Annotated in this window: 20 protein-coding genes and 1 tRNA gene; 17 read left to right on the plus strand and 4 right to left on the minus strand. The window is 66.7% G+C overall.

Annotation, left to right across the window (positions count from 1 at the left end):
* Positions 1–146 precede the first annotated feature (146 nt).
* From H9X91_RS12315 to H9X91_RS12390, 16 genes are read left to right on the plus strand one after another with little or no spacing between them, the layout of a single operon-like run.
* Entirely contained in the window at positions 147–1,025 is an 879-nt protein-coding gene (locus tag H9X91_RS12315; RefSeq protein WP_204805430.1) for a hypothetical protein, read from the plus strand.
* Positions 1,026–1,040: 15 nt separating this feature from the next.
* Positions 1,041–1,397 (plus strand): hypothetical protein, encoded by a 357-nt coding sequence (locus tag H9X91_RS12320; protein WP_204805431.1) that lies wholly within the window; start codon positions 1,041–1,043, stop codon positions 1,395–1,397.
* A 14-nt stretch (positions 1,398–1,411) separates the two neighbouring features.
* A complete protein-coding gene (locus H9X91_RS12325) occupies positions 1,412–2,443 on the plus strand; it encodes a phage major capsid protein (RefSeq protein ID WP_204805433.1) in 1,032 nt (343 codons plus the stop codon).
* Complete coding sequence (locus H9X91_RS12330; RefSeq protein WP_204805435.1) at positions 2,440–2,808, plus strand: hypothetical protein; 369 nt, start codon at positions 2,440–2,442, stop codon at positions 2,806–2,808. The genes H9X91_RS12325 and H9X91_RS12330 overlap by 4 nt, the downstream gene beginning before the upstream one ends.
* Positions 2,805–3,134, plus strand: a complete 330-nt coding sequence (locus H9X91_RS12335; protein ID WP_204805437.1) for a hypothetical protein — start codon at positions 2,805–2,807, stop codon at positions 3,132–3,134. Before H9X91_RS12330 ends, H9X91_RS12335 begins: the two co-directional genes overlap by 4 nt.
* Positions 3,122–3,616, plus strand: a complete 495-nt coding sequence (locus tag H9X91_RS12340; RefSeq protein WP_204805439.1) for a hypothetical protein — start codon at positions 3,122–3,124, stop codon at positions 3,614–3,616. The genes H9X91_RS12335 and H9X91_RS12340 overlap by 13 nt, the downstream gene beginning before the upstream one ends.
* Entirely contained in the window at positions 3,613–4,680 is a 1,068-nt protein-coding gene (locus H9X91_RS12345; RefSeq protein ID WP_204805441.1) for a phage tail sheath C-terminal domain-containing protein, read from the plus strand. Before H9X91_RS12340 ends, H9X91_RS12345 begins: the two co-directional genes overlap by 4 nt.
* A 12-nt stretch (positions 4,681–4,692) precedes the next feature.
* On the plus strand, positions 4,693–5,082 hold the full coding sequence (locus tag H9X91_RS12350; RefSeq protein ID WP_204805443.1) for a hypothetical protein: 390 nt from the start codon (positions 4,693–4,695) through the stop codon (positions 5,080–5,082).
* On the plus strand, positions 5,079–5,390 hold the full coding sequence (locus H9X91_RS12355) for a hypothetical protein (RefSeq protein ID WP_204805445.1): 312 nt from the start codon (positions 5,079–5,081) through the stop codon (positions 5,388–5,390). The genes H9X91_RS12350 and H9X91_RS12355 overlap by 4 nt, the downstream gene beginning before the upstream one ends.
* 1 nt (position 5,391) lies before the next feature.
* Positions 5,392–5,946, plus strand: a complete 555-nt coding sequence (locus H9X91_RS12360; RefSeq protein ID WP_204805447.1) for a hypothetical protein — start codon at positions 5,392–5,394, stop codon at positions 5,944–5,946.
* Positions 5,947–5,958: 12 nt separating this feature from the next.
* Positions 5,959–6,540, plus strand: coding sequence for a SafA/ExsA family spore coat assembly protein (safA, locus tag H9X91_RS12365; RefSeq protein ID WP_243414542.1), 582 nt, complete (start codon positions 5,959–5,961; stop codon positions 6,538–6,540).
* Complete coding sequence (locus H9X91_RS12370) at positions 6,537–7,487, plus strand: hypothetical protein (protein ID WP_204805448.1); 951 nt, start codon at positions 6,537–6,539, stop codon at positions 7,485–7,487. The genes safA and H9X91_RS12370 overlap by 4 nt, the downstream gene beginning before the upstream one ends.
* On the plus strand, positions 7,488–7,880 hold the full coding sequence (locus H9X91_RS12375) for a hypothetical protein (protein ID WP_204805449.1): 393 nt from the start codon (positions 7,488–7,490) through the stop codon (positions 7,878–7,880).
* Positions 7,881–7,891: 11 nt separating this feature from the next.
* Positions 7,892–8,242 (plus strand): hypothetical protein, encoded by a 351-nt coding sequence (locus H9X91_RS12380; RefSeq protein ID WP_204805450.1) that lies wholly within the window; start codon positions 7,892–7,894, stop codon positions 8,240–8,242.
* A gap of 13 nt (positions 8,243–8,255) precedes the next feature.
* Complete coding sequence (locus H9X91_RS12385) at positions 8,256–9,326, plus strand: baseplate J/gp47 family protein (protein WP_204805451.1); 1,071 nt, start codon at positions 8,256–8,258, stop codon at positions 9,324–9,326.
* Positions 9,319–9,891 carry a hypothetical protein gene (locus tag H9X91_RS12390; protein WP_204805452.1) on the plus strand — a complete coding sequence of 191 codons (573 nt, stop codon included), beginning with the start codon at positions 9,319–9,321 and terminating at the stop codon, positions 9,889–9,891. The genes H9X91_RS12385 and H9X91_RS12390 overlap by 8 nt, the downstream gene beginning before the upstream one ends.
* Positions 9,892–9,951: 60 nt before the next feature.
* Here H9X91_RS12390 and H9X91_RS12395 read toward each other — a convergent pair whose 3' ends face one another.
* Entirely contained in the window at positions 9,952–11,190 is a 1,239-nt protein-coding gene (locus tag H9X91_RS12395) for a serpin family protein (protein WP_204805453.1), read from the minus strand.
* A gap of 180 nt (positions 11,191–11,370) precedes the next feature.
* Here H9X91_RS12395 and H9X91_RS12400 point away from each other — a divergent pair.
* Positions 11,371–11,457 (plus strand) — tRNA-Leu (locus H9X91_RS12400).
* Positions 11,458–12,128: 671 nt separating this feature from the next.
* Here H9X91_RS12400 and H9X91_RS12405 read toward each other — a convergent pair.
* From H9X91_RS12405 to H9X91_RS12415, 3 genes are read right to left on the minus strand one after another with little or no spacing between them, the layout of a single operon-like run.
* On the minus strand, positions 12,129–12,788 hold the full coding sequence (locus H9X91_RS12405; protein ID WP_204805454.1) for a metal-dependent hydrolase: 660 nt from the start codon (positions 12,786–12,788) through the stop codon (positions 12,129–12,131).
* Between the two features lie 39 nt (positions 12,789–12,827).
* The gene (locus H9X91_RS12410; protein WP_204805456.1) at positions 12,828–13,988 is read right to left on the minus strand and encodes a DUF362 domain-containing protein; all 1,161 of its coding nucleotides are present in this window, start codon (positions 13,986–13,988) and stop codon (positions 12,828–12,830) included.
* Entirely contained in the window at positions 13,981–15,450 is a 1,470-nt protein-coding gene (locus H9X91_RS12415) for a sodium/proline symporter (RefSeq protein ID WP_204805458.1), read from the minus strand. The genes H9X91_RS12410 and H9X91_RS12415 overlap by 8 nt, the downstream gene beginning before the upstream one ends.
* Positions 15,451–15,537: the final 87 nt, after the last annotated feature.

A 15,537-nucleotide genomic window follows, 5' to 3' on the forward strand; every position in this document is an offset into this window, starting at 1 on the left:
GGGAGGGCGGGCTCCGCCTGCCCGACCAAAATGAGATCCGGGGCCCCCGCCGCGCTGCAGGCGCGGTGGGGCGGCAGGCGCGGAAGCTGCGGATCGAGAACGACGCGGCAGAGCGTTCAATGACAAAGGGGAGATGAGAGATCAACATGGAGATTCAGAAGGATCTGACAGGGGCATCCGGCGTGCCGGCGGAGGCGGAGCTGGCGGAGATCAACCGCTTTGCCAAGTCGCCCCTGCAGGCGGAGGAGGTGTACGCCTTCTCCCTGCGGCTGTGCGACAACGAGGTGGACCGGGACTGGGAGCGGTTCGATGAGACGGCGCTCAACGCGCTGGGGGACCTGTTCGTGGGAAAGAGCGGCATCTTTGACCACCAGTGGACGGCAGAGGGGCAGACCGCCCGCATCTACCGGGCCCAGGTGGTGCGGGAACCCGCTCAGATGACTGCGGCGGGGGACGGCTACTGCTGGCTGAAGGCCTGGGCGTATCTGCTGCGGACGGAGAAGAACGCGGACCTGATCGCGGAGATCGAAGGGGGGATCAAGCGGGAGGTCAGCGTGGGGTGCAGCGTGGCCCGGCGGGTGTGCTCCATCTGCGGGGCGGAGGGCGGCACCTGCCAGCACGTGCCGGGGCAGCGGTACGGCGAGCGGCTGTGCTACCTGGAGCTGCGGGAGCCCACTGACGCCTACGAGTGGTCCTTCGTGGCGGTGCCGGCCCAGCGGAAGGCAGGCGTGCTGAAACGGTATGGCCCCGAGGACGAGGGGGTGGCACGGCTGCGGGCCCAGGCGGAGCTGGGACGGAAATATCTGCAAGAGCTGCGCCGGGAGGTGACGCGCCTTGCCATGCTGGCGGACGACGGCGTGGACGGCGGCGCCCTGGCCAAGGCGACGGAGCATCTGGCGGAACCGGAGCTGCTGGAGCTGAAACGGGTCTATGAGGCCCAGGTGGCCCGGCGGTTCCCGCCGTCGCCCCAGCTGCGGAGCCGGGGAACGGCCAGGACAGAGGACAAGATGGAATTTCTGATTTGAGAGGGAGGACGCATGATGAAACTTTCTTATGAGGGCATCGGCCAGTGGGCCGCCACTTTTGCCTGTGATGATCTGGCGGAGGGGGAGCTGGTGAAGATCAGCGGAAACGGCACGGTGGCCGCCTGCGGGGCGGGCGACGATTTCTGCGGCATGGTGCTGTCGGTGAGCCGGGGCGGCGACGCCTGCGCCGTGGCCCTGGGGGGCATGGTCACCGCCGGGTACACCGTGCCGGCGGAGGGCGCTGCACCGGCCCTGGGCTGGAGCGGCCTCAGCGCCGACGGCGAGGGCGGCGTCCAGGCAGACGCGGACGGCAGCACTTATCTGGTGGTGGATGTGGACACCACCGCCAAGACTGTGACCTTTGTACTGTGAGGAGGAGAGCACACATGGCCTATCATTTTGAAAACATCAAGCTGGAGAAGGGAATGTACGGCCGCAGCGGCCGCAGCTTTTCCCAGACCCTGGAGGAGCTGGATCCCAGCGAGCACTACCGGGGCACGCCTCTGGAGGGGCTGGACGCCTTCCAGCGGCAGCTGAAGCGCTTTGACATCCATGTGAAGGGAACGGGCAGCGACATGGTGGAGAAGTTCTTCCACACCTCCGACTCCGCCGTGCTGTTCCCGGAGTTCGTCTCCCGGGTGGTGCGGCAGGGGATGGAGGAGGAGAGCATCCTGCCGGCCATTACTGCCACGGTGACCAGATTCGACGGCATGGACTACCGGTCCATCGCCTCCGTGCCCAGCGAGGAGGACAAAAAGCTCCGCCGGGTGGAGGAGGGGGCCCGGATCCCGGAGACCACCGTCCGCACCCAGGAGAACCTGGTGCACCTCCACAAGCGGGGGCGGATGCTGGTGGCCTCCTACGAGGCCATCCGGTTCCAGCGGCTGGACCTGTTCTCCGTGACGCTGCGGCAGATCGGCGCCTACATCGGTCGGATGCACCTGGAGGACGCCATCGCCGTGCTGCGTGACGGCGACGGCAACGACAACGCCGCCGCGCAGTACACCATCGGCACCAAGCCCATGTCCGGCACCAAGGGGACGCTGACCTACGACGCGTTGCTGGAGTTCTGGAGCCAGTTCGACCCCTACACCATGAACACCATGCTGGTGGGCAGCGACGTGATGCTGGCCATGCTGAAGCTGGACGAGTTCCAGAATCCCCTGACGGGGCTGAACTTCCAGGGCACCGGCACGTTGACCACGCCTCTGGGGGCAAAGCTTCTGCGGACTTCCGCCATGCCGGCGGGCATCCTCATCGGCCTGGACAGGAACTACGCCCTGGAGCAGATCTGCGGCAGCGAGGTCACGGTGGAGTATGACAAGCTCATCGACCGCCAGCTGGAGCGGGCGGCCATCACCTCCATCTCCGGCTTTGCCAAGCTGTTCACGGAGGCCTCCAAGGTCCTGGTGGTATGAGCACGGAGACCATCCTGACGCTGGCCAAGGTCCTCTCCGGCGCCGGAGAGGACGAGGAGCCCCTGCTGGAGGCACTGTGTCAGGCGGCGGAGCGGCAGTGGGAGAGGCGGCTGCGGCCGGGGGTGACGGCGGAGGACTGCGGCGAGGCGTTTCCCTGCGCCGCGGCTTTCACCGCCGCCGCGGACCTGGCGGCGGCGCGGGGCGGCGGCCAGGTGTCCGGCTTCACGGCGGGCAGCGTGTCCGTACAGGCACGGAGCCCGGCGGAGGCGGGGACCCAGGCGGCGGAGCTGCGGCGCACCGCCTGGCGGCTGATGGCGCCCTTCGCGGTGCCGGGAGACTTTGCGTTTCAAGGAGTGAGAGGATGACAGGCTGGGTACGGCAGATCCTGGAGCGGTATGGCCAGAAGGTCACCGTCCAGACCGGGGAGACCACGGTGGACGTGCGGGCGTTTTTGCAGCCGGTGCCGGAGCGGAGTGAGCGGGCCCGGGAGGAGGCCACCCCCATCGGCTGGGTGGACGTGCGGCTGTGGCTGTATCTGGGGCAGATGGCCCTGGAGGAGACGGACACCCTGGGGTGGAACGGCTGGACCTTCCGGGTGCGCAGCTGCAGACCCTATTATGTCGGCGACAGGCTGTCCCATTACTGGGCGGTCCTGGAGCGGGAACGGGAGGCAGCGGGATGCGGGAGCTGAATCAGATCCGGGACGCGGTGGTCACTGCCCTGCGGGCGGCAGGGCTGTGCACGCTGGCGTCCTATCCGGACCAGCGGGCCAGGCGGTACGCCGGCCCGGTGGCGGCGGTGGCCGTGGACACGGCGGAGAGCCGGACCGTAGGGTTCTGCAACTATCTGGGCGAGGTCAGCGACCCTGAAACGGGACAGGTGCGGGAGCTGTACGGCAAGCAGCTGGACGCGGTGATCTCCGTGGAGATCCGGGGGCAGCGGGCCGCGGACTGTGAGACAGGCTGCGAAACGGCGGCGGAGGTGCTGCTGGGAGGGCTGCCCTCCGGCATCCGTCCCGGGGAGCTGAGCTGGGAGGCCCTGTCCTGGGAGCGGGAGACGGAGAGCTTCCTGCGGCGGGGACGGCTCCAGTGCCGGGCCTGGTTTCAGGCCCAGACAGAGGACGGCAATACCATGTTTTTGGATTTTCAATTGAAGGGAGCAGTGACCAAGTGAGCGAGATCTTGCATGAGCGGCCGGGGGTGTACTCCAGCTATGACGCATCGGCGGTGATCTCCGCCGGACGGGCCGCCAAGGTCATCGGCGTGGCGGCCAAGGCGGCCAAGGGCACCGCCGGGGAGGCGGTGACTCTGACAGGCTACGCCGCCGGCGTGGCGGCCTTCGGCGAGGACGGGGCGGACACGCCGGGGATGAGCACCATCCTGCGGCTGCTGTTCGCCAACGGCGCCGCCACGGTGACAGCAGTCCGGGTGGCGGAGGCCGGGGCAGTGAAGGACTACCAGGACGCCTTTGCGGCCCTGGGACAGCAGGCGGCCCAGATCCTGGTGTGTGACAGCGCCGAGGAGACGGTGCAGCAGGCCCTGCGCTCCGCGGTGGAGGACGCCTCCTCCGCCCGGATGGAGCGCATCGCCGTGGTGGGCGGCGACGGAGAGACGGCGGCAGAGCTGGTGACCCACGCGGCGGAACTGAACAGCGAGCGGATGGTGCTGGTGGGCCCCGACGCCCTGGACAGCGGCGGAAAGACGCTGCCCGGCGTGTTCGCCGCGGCGGCGCTGGCGGGGGTCATCGCCTCCGGCCGGGATCCGGCGGTGCCCCTGAACGGGGCCGAGGTCCGGGGACTGGGGGGACTGAGCACCTCTTACAGCGACAACGACATCGACCTGCTGGTGCGGGGCGGCGTAACGCCCCTGGAGAGCGTGGCGGGAGTGGTGTCCCCGGTGCGGGGCATTACCACCCGGACCACCACCGGCGGCGCGGCGGACACCACCTGGCGGGAGCTGACCACGATCCTGATCGTGGACGACGTGATCCCGGCGGTGCGGCAGGCCCTGCGGAGCAAGTTCACCCGGGCCAAGAACACCGCCCAGAGCCGCAGTGCCATCCGCTCCCAGGTGATCGTGGAGCTGGAGAAGAAGGTGGCGGAGGAGATCATCGACAGCTACGGAGAGGTGACGGTGAGCCCCTCTGAGGACGATCCCGCCGTGTGCCTGGTGGAATTCAGCTTTGCGGTGGCCCACGGGCTGAACCAGATCTATCTGACGGTCCACATCACGGTGTAAGGAGGAGACGGTATGGAAGCAAAGGGATTTCCCACCAGCGCGGACATCTATCTGGAGCTGGACGGGAAGAAGATCGCGGTGGTCCAGGGCTACACCGCCCGGGCCAGCAAATCCAGCCAGAGCGTGGAGGCCTTCGGCGAGAGCGAGCCGGTGGCCACCATCGAGGGCCAGCGGAAGTACACCCTGGAGCTGACCCGGCTGTACGCCACCGAGGACGCGGTGTCCGACGGCATCAACTTCTACGAGCTGCGGGACTTCTCCCTGGTGATCTGCAAGCCGGACCGGAAGGTCATCTACAGCGGCTGCCAGTGGAGCGCCATCCAGGAGGAGGGGCAGCTGAACGCCATGGTGGCGGAGAAGGTGACGGTGGTGGCCTCCAAGCGGATCGAGACCACGGCATGATGGAGGAGCTGGACGAGCTGCGGCCGCCCACGGCCTGGCGGCTGCTGGAGATCTGGCGGGGGACCCGGGAGCTGGCGGAGGAGCCCCTGGAGCGGGCCCTGCTGTGCAACGCCCAGGTGCTGGCGGAGAGCTGCCTGTATCAGGGGGCACCGGTGTTCTCCAATGGCGGGGACGTGTTGGCCCGGCTGACCGCCGGAGAGATGGAGGCGCTGCTGCGCCGCCTGTCGGGAGAGGCGTCCTCCCCTGCCCCGGCGGCGGTGAACCGGAACTTTGAGCAGAGCCGGTTCCAGGCGCTGAGGGAGGGCTGAGATGGAGTACATCCGGGAGATGCTGCTGCGGCAGCGAACGGCCCTGGCCCGGCTGATGCTGGGCGCCGGAGGGCGGGACACGGCGGAGGCGTCCTCTGCTCCGGCGCATGCGGGAGAGACTAATCTGCCGGAAAGCGGAGCGGGCCGGAGAACGGCAGCCTCCGGCGGACGGGAGAACGCCCGCCGGGCAGGCGGGCAGCAGGCTGTGACAGCGGCCGCAGCCACGGGGGGACCTCCCTCGGCGGGAGAGACCCTGCGGCAGGCCCTGGCCCGGAAGAGCGCGGCCCGGCGGGCGGCGGCTCCCTTCGGCCTGACCGGCGTCGGAGGGATCGTCCGGTCGGGCCGGAGCCGGCGGGGAACTGGGAGTGACGCGGCAGATCGCTCCAGCGGGGCCGGGGCAGCCGGTCCCGCCGGAGAGGAAGCTGAGTCGGCGGTCCTGACGGCGGAGTTCCGGCGGCCGGTGGAGGCCGGAGCGGGAGAGAGCGCCCGGGTGCTGTCCCGGGCCGTTCAGCAGGATGCCCGCCGGTATGACGGCGGGTTCCGGCTGTATGAATAAGGAGGTGAGGGCTTGCTGTTGAAGCCCATGCGGTATAAGGACTACACCTGGCCCCACAACCCGGAGACCTATACGGTGGAGTACCGCCGGCAGGTGGCGGCCCACAAGGTGCCGCTGGGAGGATGGTGCCTGCAGGACCTGGGATGGACTTACCGGATCTTTCAGGGCGAGGGGACCTTTGCCGGGGAGGATGCCTATGGGGAGTTTCAGGCGCTGGCAGAGGTCTTTGACCAGCCGGGGCCGGGGCTGCTGGTGCACCCGGTGTGGCGGACCGTCAGCGCCCACTTCGTGACGCTGGAGCTGCTGGAGGAGCCGCTGCCGGACTATGTGCGGTACAGCTTCTCCTTCTGGGAGGACGGCGCGGCCCCCGGCGGCGGGCTGACGGAGGTGGCAGAGGAGAGCGGCACGGCTTCCGGCGGCGGGAGCACTGCCTCTTCCGGCGGCCAGACCGCCGTCTATACAGTGCGGAAAGGAGACACCCTGTGGGGGATCGCCGGGCGGTACGGTGTGGCGCTGACGGCCCTGATCGTAGCCAATCCCCAGATCAAGAATCCCAACTTGATCTACCCGGGGGATCAGGTGCGGATACCATGAGAGGACGGATCATCACCAGCAGTCACCGGGTCTACGATCTGCCGGTGCTGCTGCGCTGGAACATGACCTACACAGGAAGCGTGCCCTGCGACAGCTACACGGTCACCTGCGTCTATGACAAGACCATGGCGGAGCCGCTGCATCTGGCAGCGGGCTTCCTGGCGCTGGGGAAAGACGACCAGGTCCTGCTGCGGGGCATCGTGGACGAGTACGCAGTGGAACTGTCTCCGGAGGGGCTGACGGTGACTATCTGCGGCCGGGGCTACGCCGCCCGGCTGCTGGACAATGAGTCCCGACCGGTGACGTATCAGGGGGCCACGCTGGAGGAGATCGTGCGGTGCCACGTGACCCCCTACGGCATCACTGCCGCGGAGATTGCACCGGTGTCCGCAACCTCTGTCTACACGGTGGCCTCCGGCACCAGCCAGTGGAAGGCGCTGGAGAGCTTCTGCCGGACGTATGGGGGCTTTGCGCCCCGCTTCCGGCGGGACGGCCTGCTGGTGGCGGCGCCGGAGCGGGACGACGGGCGGCGCATCGTCATCGGTGCGGACAGCCCGGTCCTCTCCTGCACTCTGCGGGAGGACCACTACGGCGTGCTGACGGAGGTGCTGGTCATCGACAAGACCCGGAACGTGTCCTACAGCGTGAAAAACCAGGATATGATCGACCGGGGCGGCCAGTGCCGCCGGGTGGTGTACACCCCAGGGCAGAGCACCTGGGCCGCCATGCGGTACACCGGGGAATACCAGATCCGGCGGTCCCGGGAGGAGGAAGTGACCATCGAACTGGAGCTGGCCGGGTGCTTTCTGGCGTTTCCAGGAGACGTGGTCCGGCTGCGGCTGGAGGCACTGGGCATCGACGGGGAGTACCGGGTGGCGGAGGCGGAGAACACGGCCTCTCCGGAAAGGGGAGAGGTCAGCAGATTGACACTGAGGGAGCGGATGTAGATGTGGCTATCGAGACAGATCAAGCCGGCGGTGCCCACGGCGGACGCCGATCTGGGCATGACCACCATCACCGGAGACAGCGTGGGCGTGGTCACCCGGGGCGAGGTGCGGGCCCTGCCGGTCTACGGCCCCGGCGGGTATGTTTGGATGCCGGAGAGCGGGGCTGCCGTGCTGGTGATCAAGGGCGGCCCCGGCGGAGAAGAGCAGTGCGTGGCCGGCACCCGGCAGGGGCAGATCCCGGATGGAATGGGCCCTGGGGAGGTGTACCTCTTCACCCCCGGGGGAAACAGCGTGTATCTGCAAAGCGACGGCTCCATCCGGCTGGAGGGGGATATCCGGATCCAGGGGAGCCTGACGGTGAACGGTGAACCCTATAAGCCCTGTGAATGTTAGGAGGAGTGCAGATGGGACTTTCCCTGCGGGAGGGTGACTATGTGCCGGACGGCACCGGCGGCCTGCGGCGGACCGGGGGACAGGAGGCCCTGCTGGAACGGGTCCTGTTCCGGCTGACGGCCCGGCGGGGGAGCTTTCCCTTCCTGCCGGAGCTGGGGAGCCGGCTGTGGCAGCTGGGGCAGCTGCCTGCCGTCCAGCGGCAGAGCGCAGCGGAGCAGTACGTGGCGGAGGCTCTGGCGGCGGAGCCGGAACTGACGGTGGAGCGGGTATCTCTGACAGAGTCTGGAGGCGGTCGGGCACAGGTGACTGCAGCGATGACCTGGCGCGGTGAGACGCTGTCCGTCACAGTGGAAGTGTTATGAGAGGAGCGGATGTGTGAAGACCACAGAGGAGATCTATCAGTCCCTGCTGGCAGCGTTTGCCCAGCGGGCAGGGTTCACGCCGGAGGCGGACTGCGACCTGGCGGTGCGGCTGTACGCCGCGGCGGCGGAGCTCCAGGCCCTGGGGATCCAGGGGGAGTGGGTGCTGGACCAGAGCTTTCCCCAGACGGCCGGCGGAGCCTATCTGGACTACCACGCCCAGATGCGGGGGATCACCCGCACGGCGGCCACGAAGGCGGCGGGGACCCTCCGCTTCTCCGTGGAGCGGGCCGCCGCCGCGGATCTGACCATCGCCGCCGGCACTGTGTGCATGACGGCGGAGGAGGTCCGGTTCCAGACCACGGAGGCGGTGGTGCTGAAGGCGGGGGAGCTGATGGCAGACGCCCCGGCAGAAGCTCTGGAGCCGGGCCGGAGCGGAAACGCGGCGGCGGGGACCATCCGGATCCTCACCGCCTGTCCGGTGGGCATCACCGGCTGCACCAACCCGGCTCCCTTCACCGGCGGCAGCGACCAGGAAGACGACGAGAGCCTGCGCAGCCGCATCCTGGAGAGCTATCAGCGGCTGCCCAACGGCGCCAACGCCGCCTGGTATGAACAGACCGCCATGAGCCATGACGGCGTGGCCGCGGCCCGGGCGGTGGGCCGGGCCCGGGGCATCGGCACCGTGGATGTGTACATCGCCACGGCGGCGGGCCTGCCGGGAGCGGAACTGCTCCAGGAGGTCCAGGCGGATCTGCAGGAGCGGCGGGAGATCGCCGTGGACGTGCAGGTTAAGTCCCCGGAGGCGGAAGCGGTGGCAGTCACTGCGGAGCTGGCTGTCCGGGAGGGGGCGGCCTTTTCTGCCGTGAAGGCCGGGGCGGAGCAGGCTCTGGCGAACTTTTTCAGCGGCCAGCGGCTGGGAGAGCCGGTGCTGCTGGCGGAGCTGGGAGACCTGCTGTACCACGTGGAGGGCGTGGAGAACTATCGCCTGCTGGCCCCCGCTGCGGATCTGGCGGCGGAGGACGGGACACTGCCCATGCTGGGGACAGTGACCATCACGGAGATGGAGGATGACGGCGATGTATGAGGGATATCTGCGGGATCTGCTGGCGCCCCTGGGTATCTATGACCTGACGGAGAGCTCCGTCAGCGGGGCCGCAGTCTGTGCCCTTGGCACGGGGCTGGATGACGTCAGTGATCGGCTGGAGGAGATCGAGCGGGAGGCCCTCACCGCCACGGCGGAGGACGAGGGCCTGGACCGGCGGGAGGCGCTGTTTGCCCGGCGCCCCGCCGCCGTCACGGCAGAGGACCGGCGGGCGGCCATTGCGGCACTGCTGCAGATCGACGGCGACAGTCTGACGCCGGAGGCCATCGACCGGACGATCCGAGGCTGCGGCATCAAAGCCAGGGCCATCGAGATGGGGGACAGGCAGCTGCGGGTGATCTTTCCGGAGGTGGCGGGAGAGCCGGAGGGCTTTCCACAGATCCAGAAGATCATCCTGGACATCCTGCCCTGCCACCTGGGGGTGGAGTTCTACTTCCGGTATCTCACCTGGGAGGAGTGTGAGGCTGCCGGATACACCTGGGCCCAGGTGGAGGCGGCCGGGCACACCTGGGAGAGCTTCCAGCTGGCGGTGCCGCCGGAGGAATAAGACCGCCGAATACGAAAAGGCCGCTGCCCAACGGGCAGCGGCCTTTTGACGTTTTGGAGATCAGCCCTCCAGCTCCCGGACCGTGCCGATGAACAGGGGCAGCCCGGCCTCACAGTCGATGAGCAGATACAGGAAGGGCCGGGTCAGGTAAACGGAGGCGGGCTCGAAGGCACTTCCACCATCCATCTCCACCGCCGTGGCGGCACCGGCCCGGGTGCCCCGTTCGTCCAGGGTCAGGTGGGTCCGGTGGAGGATGCGGCTGATATACAGCGGCCCGTCGGGGCTGGTGCCCGTGGCGGAGAAGTCCGCCAGTCCGGGAGAGAAGGCGTCTCCCATCCCCATGGCGGCAAGGGCCTCGTTCAGCTCCGCCGTGGTCTCTGCCGTGAACTTGGGGATGGCGGTCTGGACCAGCGTGTCCTGGGGGTGGGTCAGCAGGTCCCGCAGATGTTCCCCCGTAAGGGAGGCCAGATAGTCCTCCAGGGAGACGCCCTCGTTGGGCAGCAGGGCGGCGAAGGCGTAGTTCCGGTCCTTGTAGTACTTCAGAAAGCCGGTGGCGAAACTGTCCTCCAGATAGGCGGACTCGGCGCCGTACATCAGCTCCGCCGGCTGCTCCCGGCCGTCCTCGGTGGTGAAGGTGCCGCCGCTGACCTGGTCCTCCCGATAGATGTCCTCCCACTCCCCCTCAAAGGCCAGGGCGTTGATGAGGTAGATCATGGCGCTCTCCGGGATCTGATTTACGATGGAGGGGATCCGGCCGCCGGTGTGGTCCGACACCCAGGCGTTGATGTCCCGCAGGGTGCTCTCGTCGAAGGGGGCGCTGAACACAGAGGCGTCGTACCAGGCGGCAGCGGCGTCCAGGAAGGACTGCTCCACCGTCAGGCGGTCCGCCTCATCCCGGAGCCAGATGGAGTTGGCCAGGGAGCAGCGGCCGCCTGTTTCCTCCGGCAGCCGGTCTGTGTAGGTCCGAAGATAGGCGTTCAGCTCCTCCAGAGGCAGGCCCAGAACGGACTCCATCTGTGCAAGTGTCTCCCCGGCGGCGCCGTTGGCGGTCATGGCCAGGGCATAGACCACGGACACCGGCGAGAGCAGGGTGCTGCCGCCCTCGTCTGTCTGCCGCAGCAGCTCCACGGCAAAGGCGGTGACGGCGTCGGCACCGGCGCCGTGCAGATCCGCCTCCGCCGAAGCGGCGGGGACGGCAGAGGCATCGCCTTTCAGCTCCTCCGCCTGATATGCGGGACCGCCGCAGGCAGTCAGCAGGAGAAGGGCCAGGGCCAGAAACAGGGCCATCGTGCGTTTCATAGACAAAACTCCTTTCCAAGTGAGCTCTCTATCTATCAGAACGGAAAAGCCGACGGAAAATTATGCGGGAACTGCAGACTTCATAAAAAGATTGGCCGCTATCTCGGGGGAGAGGCCGAGCGGCGCGAAAAAGGGCTTGAATTTCCGGGGGCCTTCTTGTATAATAAACCAGTATCCAACGCCAGTGTGATGGAATTGGTAGACGTGACGGACTCAAAATCCGTTGGTAGCGATACCGTGTGGGTTCGAGTCCCACCACTGGCACCATAAAAATAACCGCACCTGCCGGGTGTGGTTATTTTTATGGTAACCGGGGGAATTTGAAATGCTCGGCGGAAGTGAATTCCGCCTGCGCCGAGGTTTTGCCTGCGGCAAAACGCTCGTACGGCGCAAAAGCGCCGCCGGCCAGAAGACTGGTTGTGTGGTTCTCCCATACCTTTTCGAGATTTCAAAATGAGAATTTTAACCGCCCCTTCCACGTCGGAGCAAAGTCCGCTTTGCTCCGACGTCTTTTTATGCCTAAGGCAAAAAAGACGTCATCCGCCCGCTCCCTTGCTCCTCCTTTCCAACTGCGACCCGCTGCGCTGGGCTCGCAGTTGGTGGGCCGCCCTGCGGGCGGCATTTTTCTTCATTATTAAGAAATGTCGATTTTAACCGCCCCTTCCAAAACAGAAGGACATCCGAAAGGATGTCCTTCTGTTTTAGGTTCCGCCGCCCAAAGGGCGGCTCCACCCTTCAGCGATCCAACTGCTCGGCGGAAGCACTCGCAAGGGGGTGCCGCCTTACGGATGCAGCAGACCCCTTGCGGGGCCCGGCTGGGTTCGCGGCTGGTGCGCCGCCCGCAGGGCGGCGCTTCAGGCAAAACGGCCGCACCATGTCGGTGCGGCCGTTTTTGTGTCTGCATAAGCGGGAGCGGTCCGTCTGCCGCCATCCGGCAGTCAGACCGTCAGCGTCTCGCCGGGCTGCAGGACCTTGGCCTGGAAGCCGGCGGCCTCGCAGGCGGCGGCGAAGGCCGCCGGGTCCTGGGCGATGGGCGGGAACGTGTTGTAGTGCATGGGGATGGTCAGCTTGGGCTTGATCATCTTCACCGCCCGGAGGGCGTCCGCCGGACCCATGGTGTAGAAGTCCCCGATGGGCAGCAGGGCCACGTCGATATGCGCGTCCTCCAGCAGGGCCATGTCCGTCATCAGGGCCGTGTCGCCGGCGTGGTAGATCTTCTTGCCGCCCATCTCAAAGATGAAGCCGCAGGACAGGCATCCGGCCACGCCGCTGCCGTGAATGGCCTGGAAGATCTTGGCGGAGCCGAAGGGCATGGGCATGGTGCCGCCCAGATTGCCGGCCTGGAAGTCGACCCCGGCAGGGCCGAACACGCCCTCCCCCAGATCCACCGTGCAGCAGACCGGTGCGCCGGTGCGCTTGGAGATCTCCACGGCGTCTCCCACGTGGTCTCCGTGCCCGTGGGTGACGAAGATGAAGTCCGGCTCCACCGTCTCCGCCAGGGCCGTCTGGCCGGTGCCGGAGAGGAAGGGGTCCGTCAGGACCTTATAGGAGCCGTCGTCCAGCAGAAAGCAGGCATGGCCCAGAAATTGCAGTTCCATCATTGCAGCACTCCTTTTTTGGTATTGTCCGGTGATGGTTCAGTCGTCCAGTGTGACGCCCGCGTCGATGGTTCGGGCGATCTGGGAGGGCACCGGCGGGCAGCCCTTGCAGAAGGCCCGCCCCTCTCCCCGGAGCCTGGCGGTGCAGTTGCCCACCAGCACCACGCGGCCGCCCCGGCAGTCCTCCTCCGTGGCGTCGCCGCCGAAGATCAGCGTGGCCTCCGGCCCGTTCTCGTACTCCTGATGGTGGTAGCGGAAGAACTGGACCATGGCGGCGTGGCAGGCGCTGCAGGCGCCCCGGTCCACCACCCGGGGGTTGGGATAGTTCAGGTGCAGGTCGTGCTCCGAGGCCAGCTGGAACCGCCGTCTCCACTTCAGGTAGTCCGCCGGATGGACCCGGATGTCCGCCAGGTCCAGTCCCCGGTCCTCCCGCAGCAAATTCAGGTGGGGAACGGCGTCCGGCGCCATGCCCATCAGCTGGATGGCCGTCAGGTCCGCAGACAGGGCGTCCTTGGAGGACAGCACCATCCCCATGTCCACCGGCGGGCCGCCGGAGGGGCCGAAGCCCTCCATGGCCACCACGGCGTCCATCACCACATAATCAGGATAACAGACTTTCATCAGATCCACAATCCCGTAATCCAGACATTTTCCTTTTCGGATGTCCGGGGGTGCCTGGTTGATCCGGTGGAGCCGGGTCTTGTCCTTCTGGTACAGACACCCCTTCATGTTCTTTACCGACAGCGTCACGCCGGCGTACATGTGGGTCTTCATCACCGGAACGGAGACCACACGATCCACCTGGAAGGGCAGTCTGCTCATCTTCAGCTTTTGGACCATGACGCCGCCGGGGATCTCCCGCTCCTCCATGCCGCTGTCGTCCAGGTTCAGGCACTCCACGCCTTCCTGGGCGCACACGTCCCAGATGCCGGCGGACTTCAGGGCCTCCACACTGTCCACGCCCACGATGGAGCTGTCTCCCACATAGAGTTTCTTTACATGCTGGTCTCTGAAGAATCGGATCAGACCCCGGACCACCTCCGGATGGGTGCACAGGCCGCTGGCGGCGGGGCCCTTGAAGCCGGTGTTCACCTTCAGCAGGACAGACAGGACGGAGGCGTCCTCGTCAAAGATCCGCTCCGCGGCCTCATAGGCCATCCGGGCGGGCTCGCCGCCCTGGAAAACATAGACATCAGGCATGGGCCTTCTCCTTTCCGGCGGTATCCTTGCGATTCAGCTCATCCACCATCTCCTGGACATAGGCGGGGGGCGCCTTGGTCACAAGGCTCACCGCCACATGGACCACGCCCGTCACCACAAAGGCCACCAGGGTATAGTGGCACCAGGTGTTCAGCCCCAGCTGGTACCAGACATACACGGCGATGAAGCCCACGATCATGCTGACCATGGCCCCCTCCCGGGTGGCACGCTTCCAGTAGAAGCCCAGGATCAGGATCGGAGCGAACACGGACAGTCCGCCCCAGGCCCACCAGTTGACCCAGAGGATGCTGTCAAAGGGGTTGTAGGCCAGGTAGATGGCGATGACGCCGATGACGACGGCCGCCACCCGGGCCACCACCAGTACCTGCTTGTCGGTGGCCTGGCCCTTTTTCAGGATCTTGTTGTAGAAGTCCTGGGTCACGGCCGTGGTGGCCACGTGGAGCAGGGCGTCCGCCGAGGACATGACGGCCGCCAGGATGGCGGCGGTGACGATGCCAACCAGCCAGCTGGGGGTGTACTCCGTGATCAGCAGGATGAAGTTGGCGCTGGTATCGGCGCTGTCCGGGAACAGCACCATGCAGCACAGGTTGACAAAGAAGGAGCCGAACAGCAGGAACACGCCGGTGGTGCCGGCGATCACCGCGCCCCGCCGGGAGGATCCCGGGTCCTTCATGCCCATGAACATCTGGACGATCTGGGGCTGGCCCATGTAGCCCAGCCACCCGGCGGACAGCAGGCCGGCGATGGTGACCGGATTGATCCAGGGAGACGTCAGAGCCGGATCCATGGCCCCGATGGCCGCCATCACGTCCGAGAGGCTGCCGGCGTTGCCGAAGGCCACGAACAGACCCACGAACACGGCGAAGATCATCAGCATGCCCTGTACAAAATCTGTCCAGGCCACCGCCAGCAGTCCGCCGGCGGAGGTGTACAGGATCACCACAACCGCGCCGATCAGCACGCTGATCCGGTAGTCCAGCCCCAGCACTGCCTGGAAAGTCGTGCCGGCGGCCATCAGCTGGGAGCTCATGTACACCGTGATGGAGATGGCGATGATGACCGTGGAGATTATCCGCAGCACCTTCCGGTCGGCGTCGTAGTACCGGGCCTCGATCAGATCGATGAAGCTGCGGGCCTTGGTCATGACGGTGAACTTGGCCGTCCGCCTGGCCATGACGAAGAAGTTGATGAAGGGGGCGAAGCCGGAGGAGAAGGCCGTCCAGATGGCCCCCAGGCCGGAGCCGGCCACCTGCTGGGACCAGGCGATGAACAGCCACCCGCTGAGGCCCGCCGCCTGGTGGGCGATGGCGGTGATGACAGAGCTGAAACGATTTCCGCCGATGAAAAAGTCCGCGGACGTCTTGACGCTCTTTTTGGCCCGATAGCCGATGTAGAGCATGGCCAGCATGTACAGTGCGATGACGGCTAAGATCTCAGTCATGGTATCCTCTCCCTGCTGTTTTGCTTCTCTATCTCTTTAAAGTCATATCGCTTTAAATTGATATAATGTCATTATAGCACAATGCCG

The organism is Oscillibacter valericigenes (assembly GCF_016902445.1).
In the GTDB taxonomy this organism is placed as follows: domain Bacteria; phylum Bacillota; class Clostridia; order Oscillospirales; family Oscillospiraceae; genus Oscillibacter; species Oscillibacter avistercoris.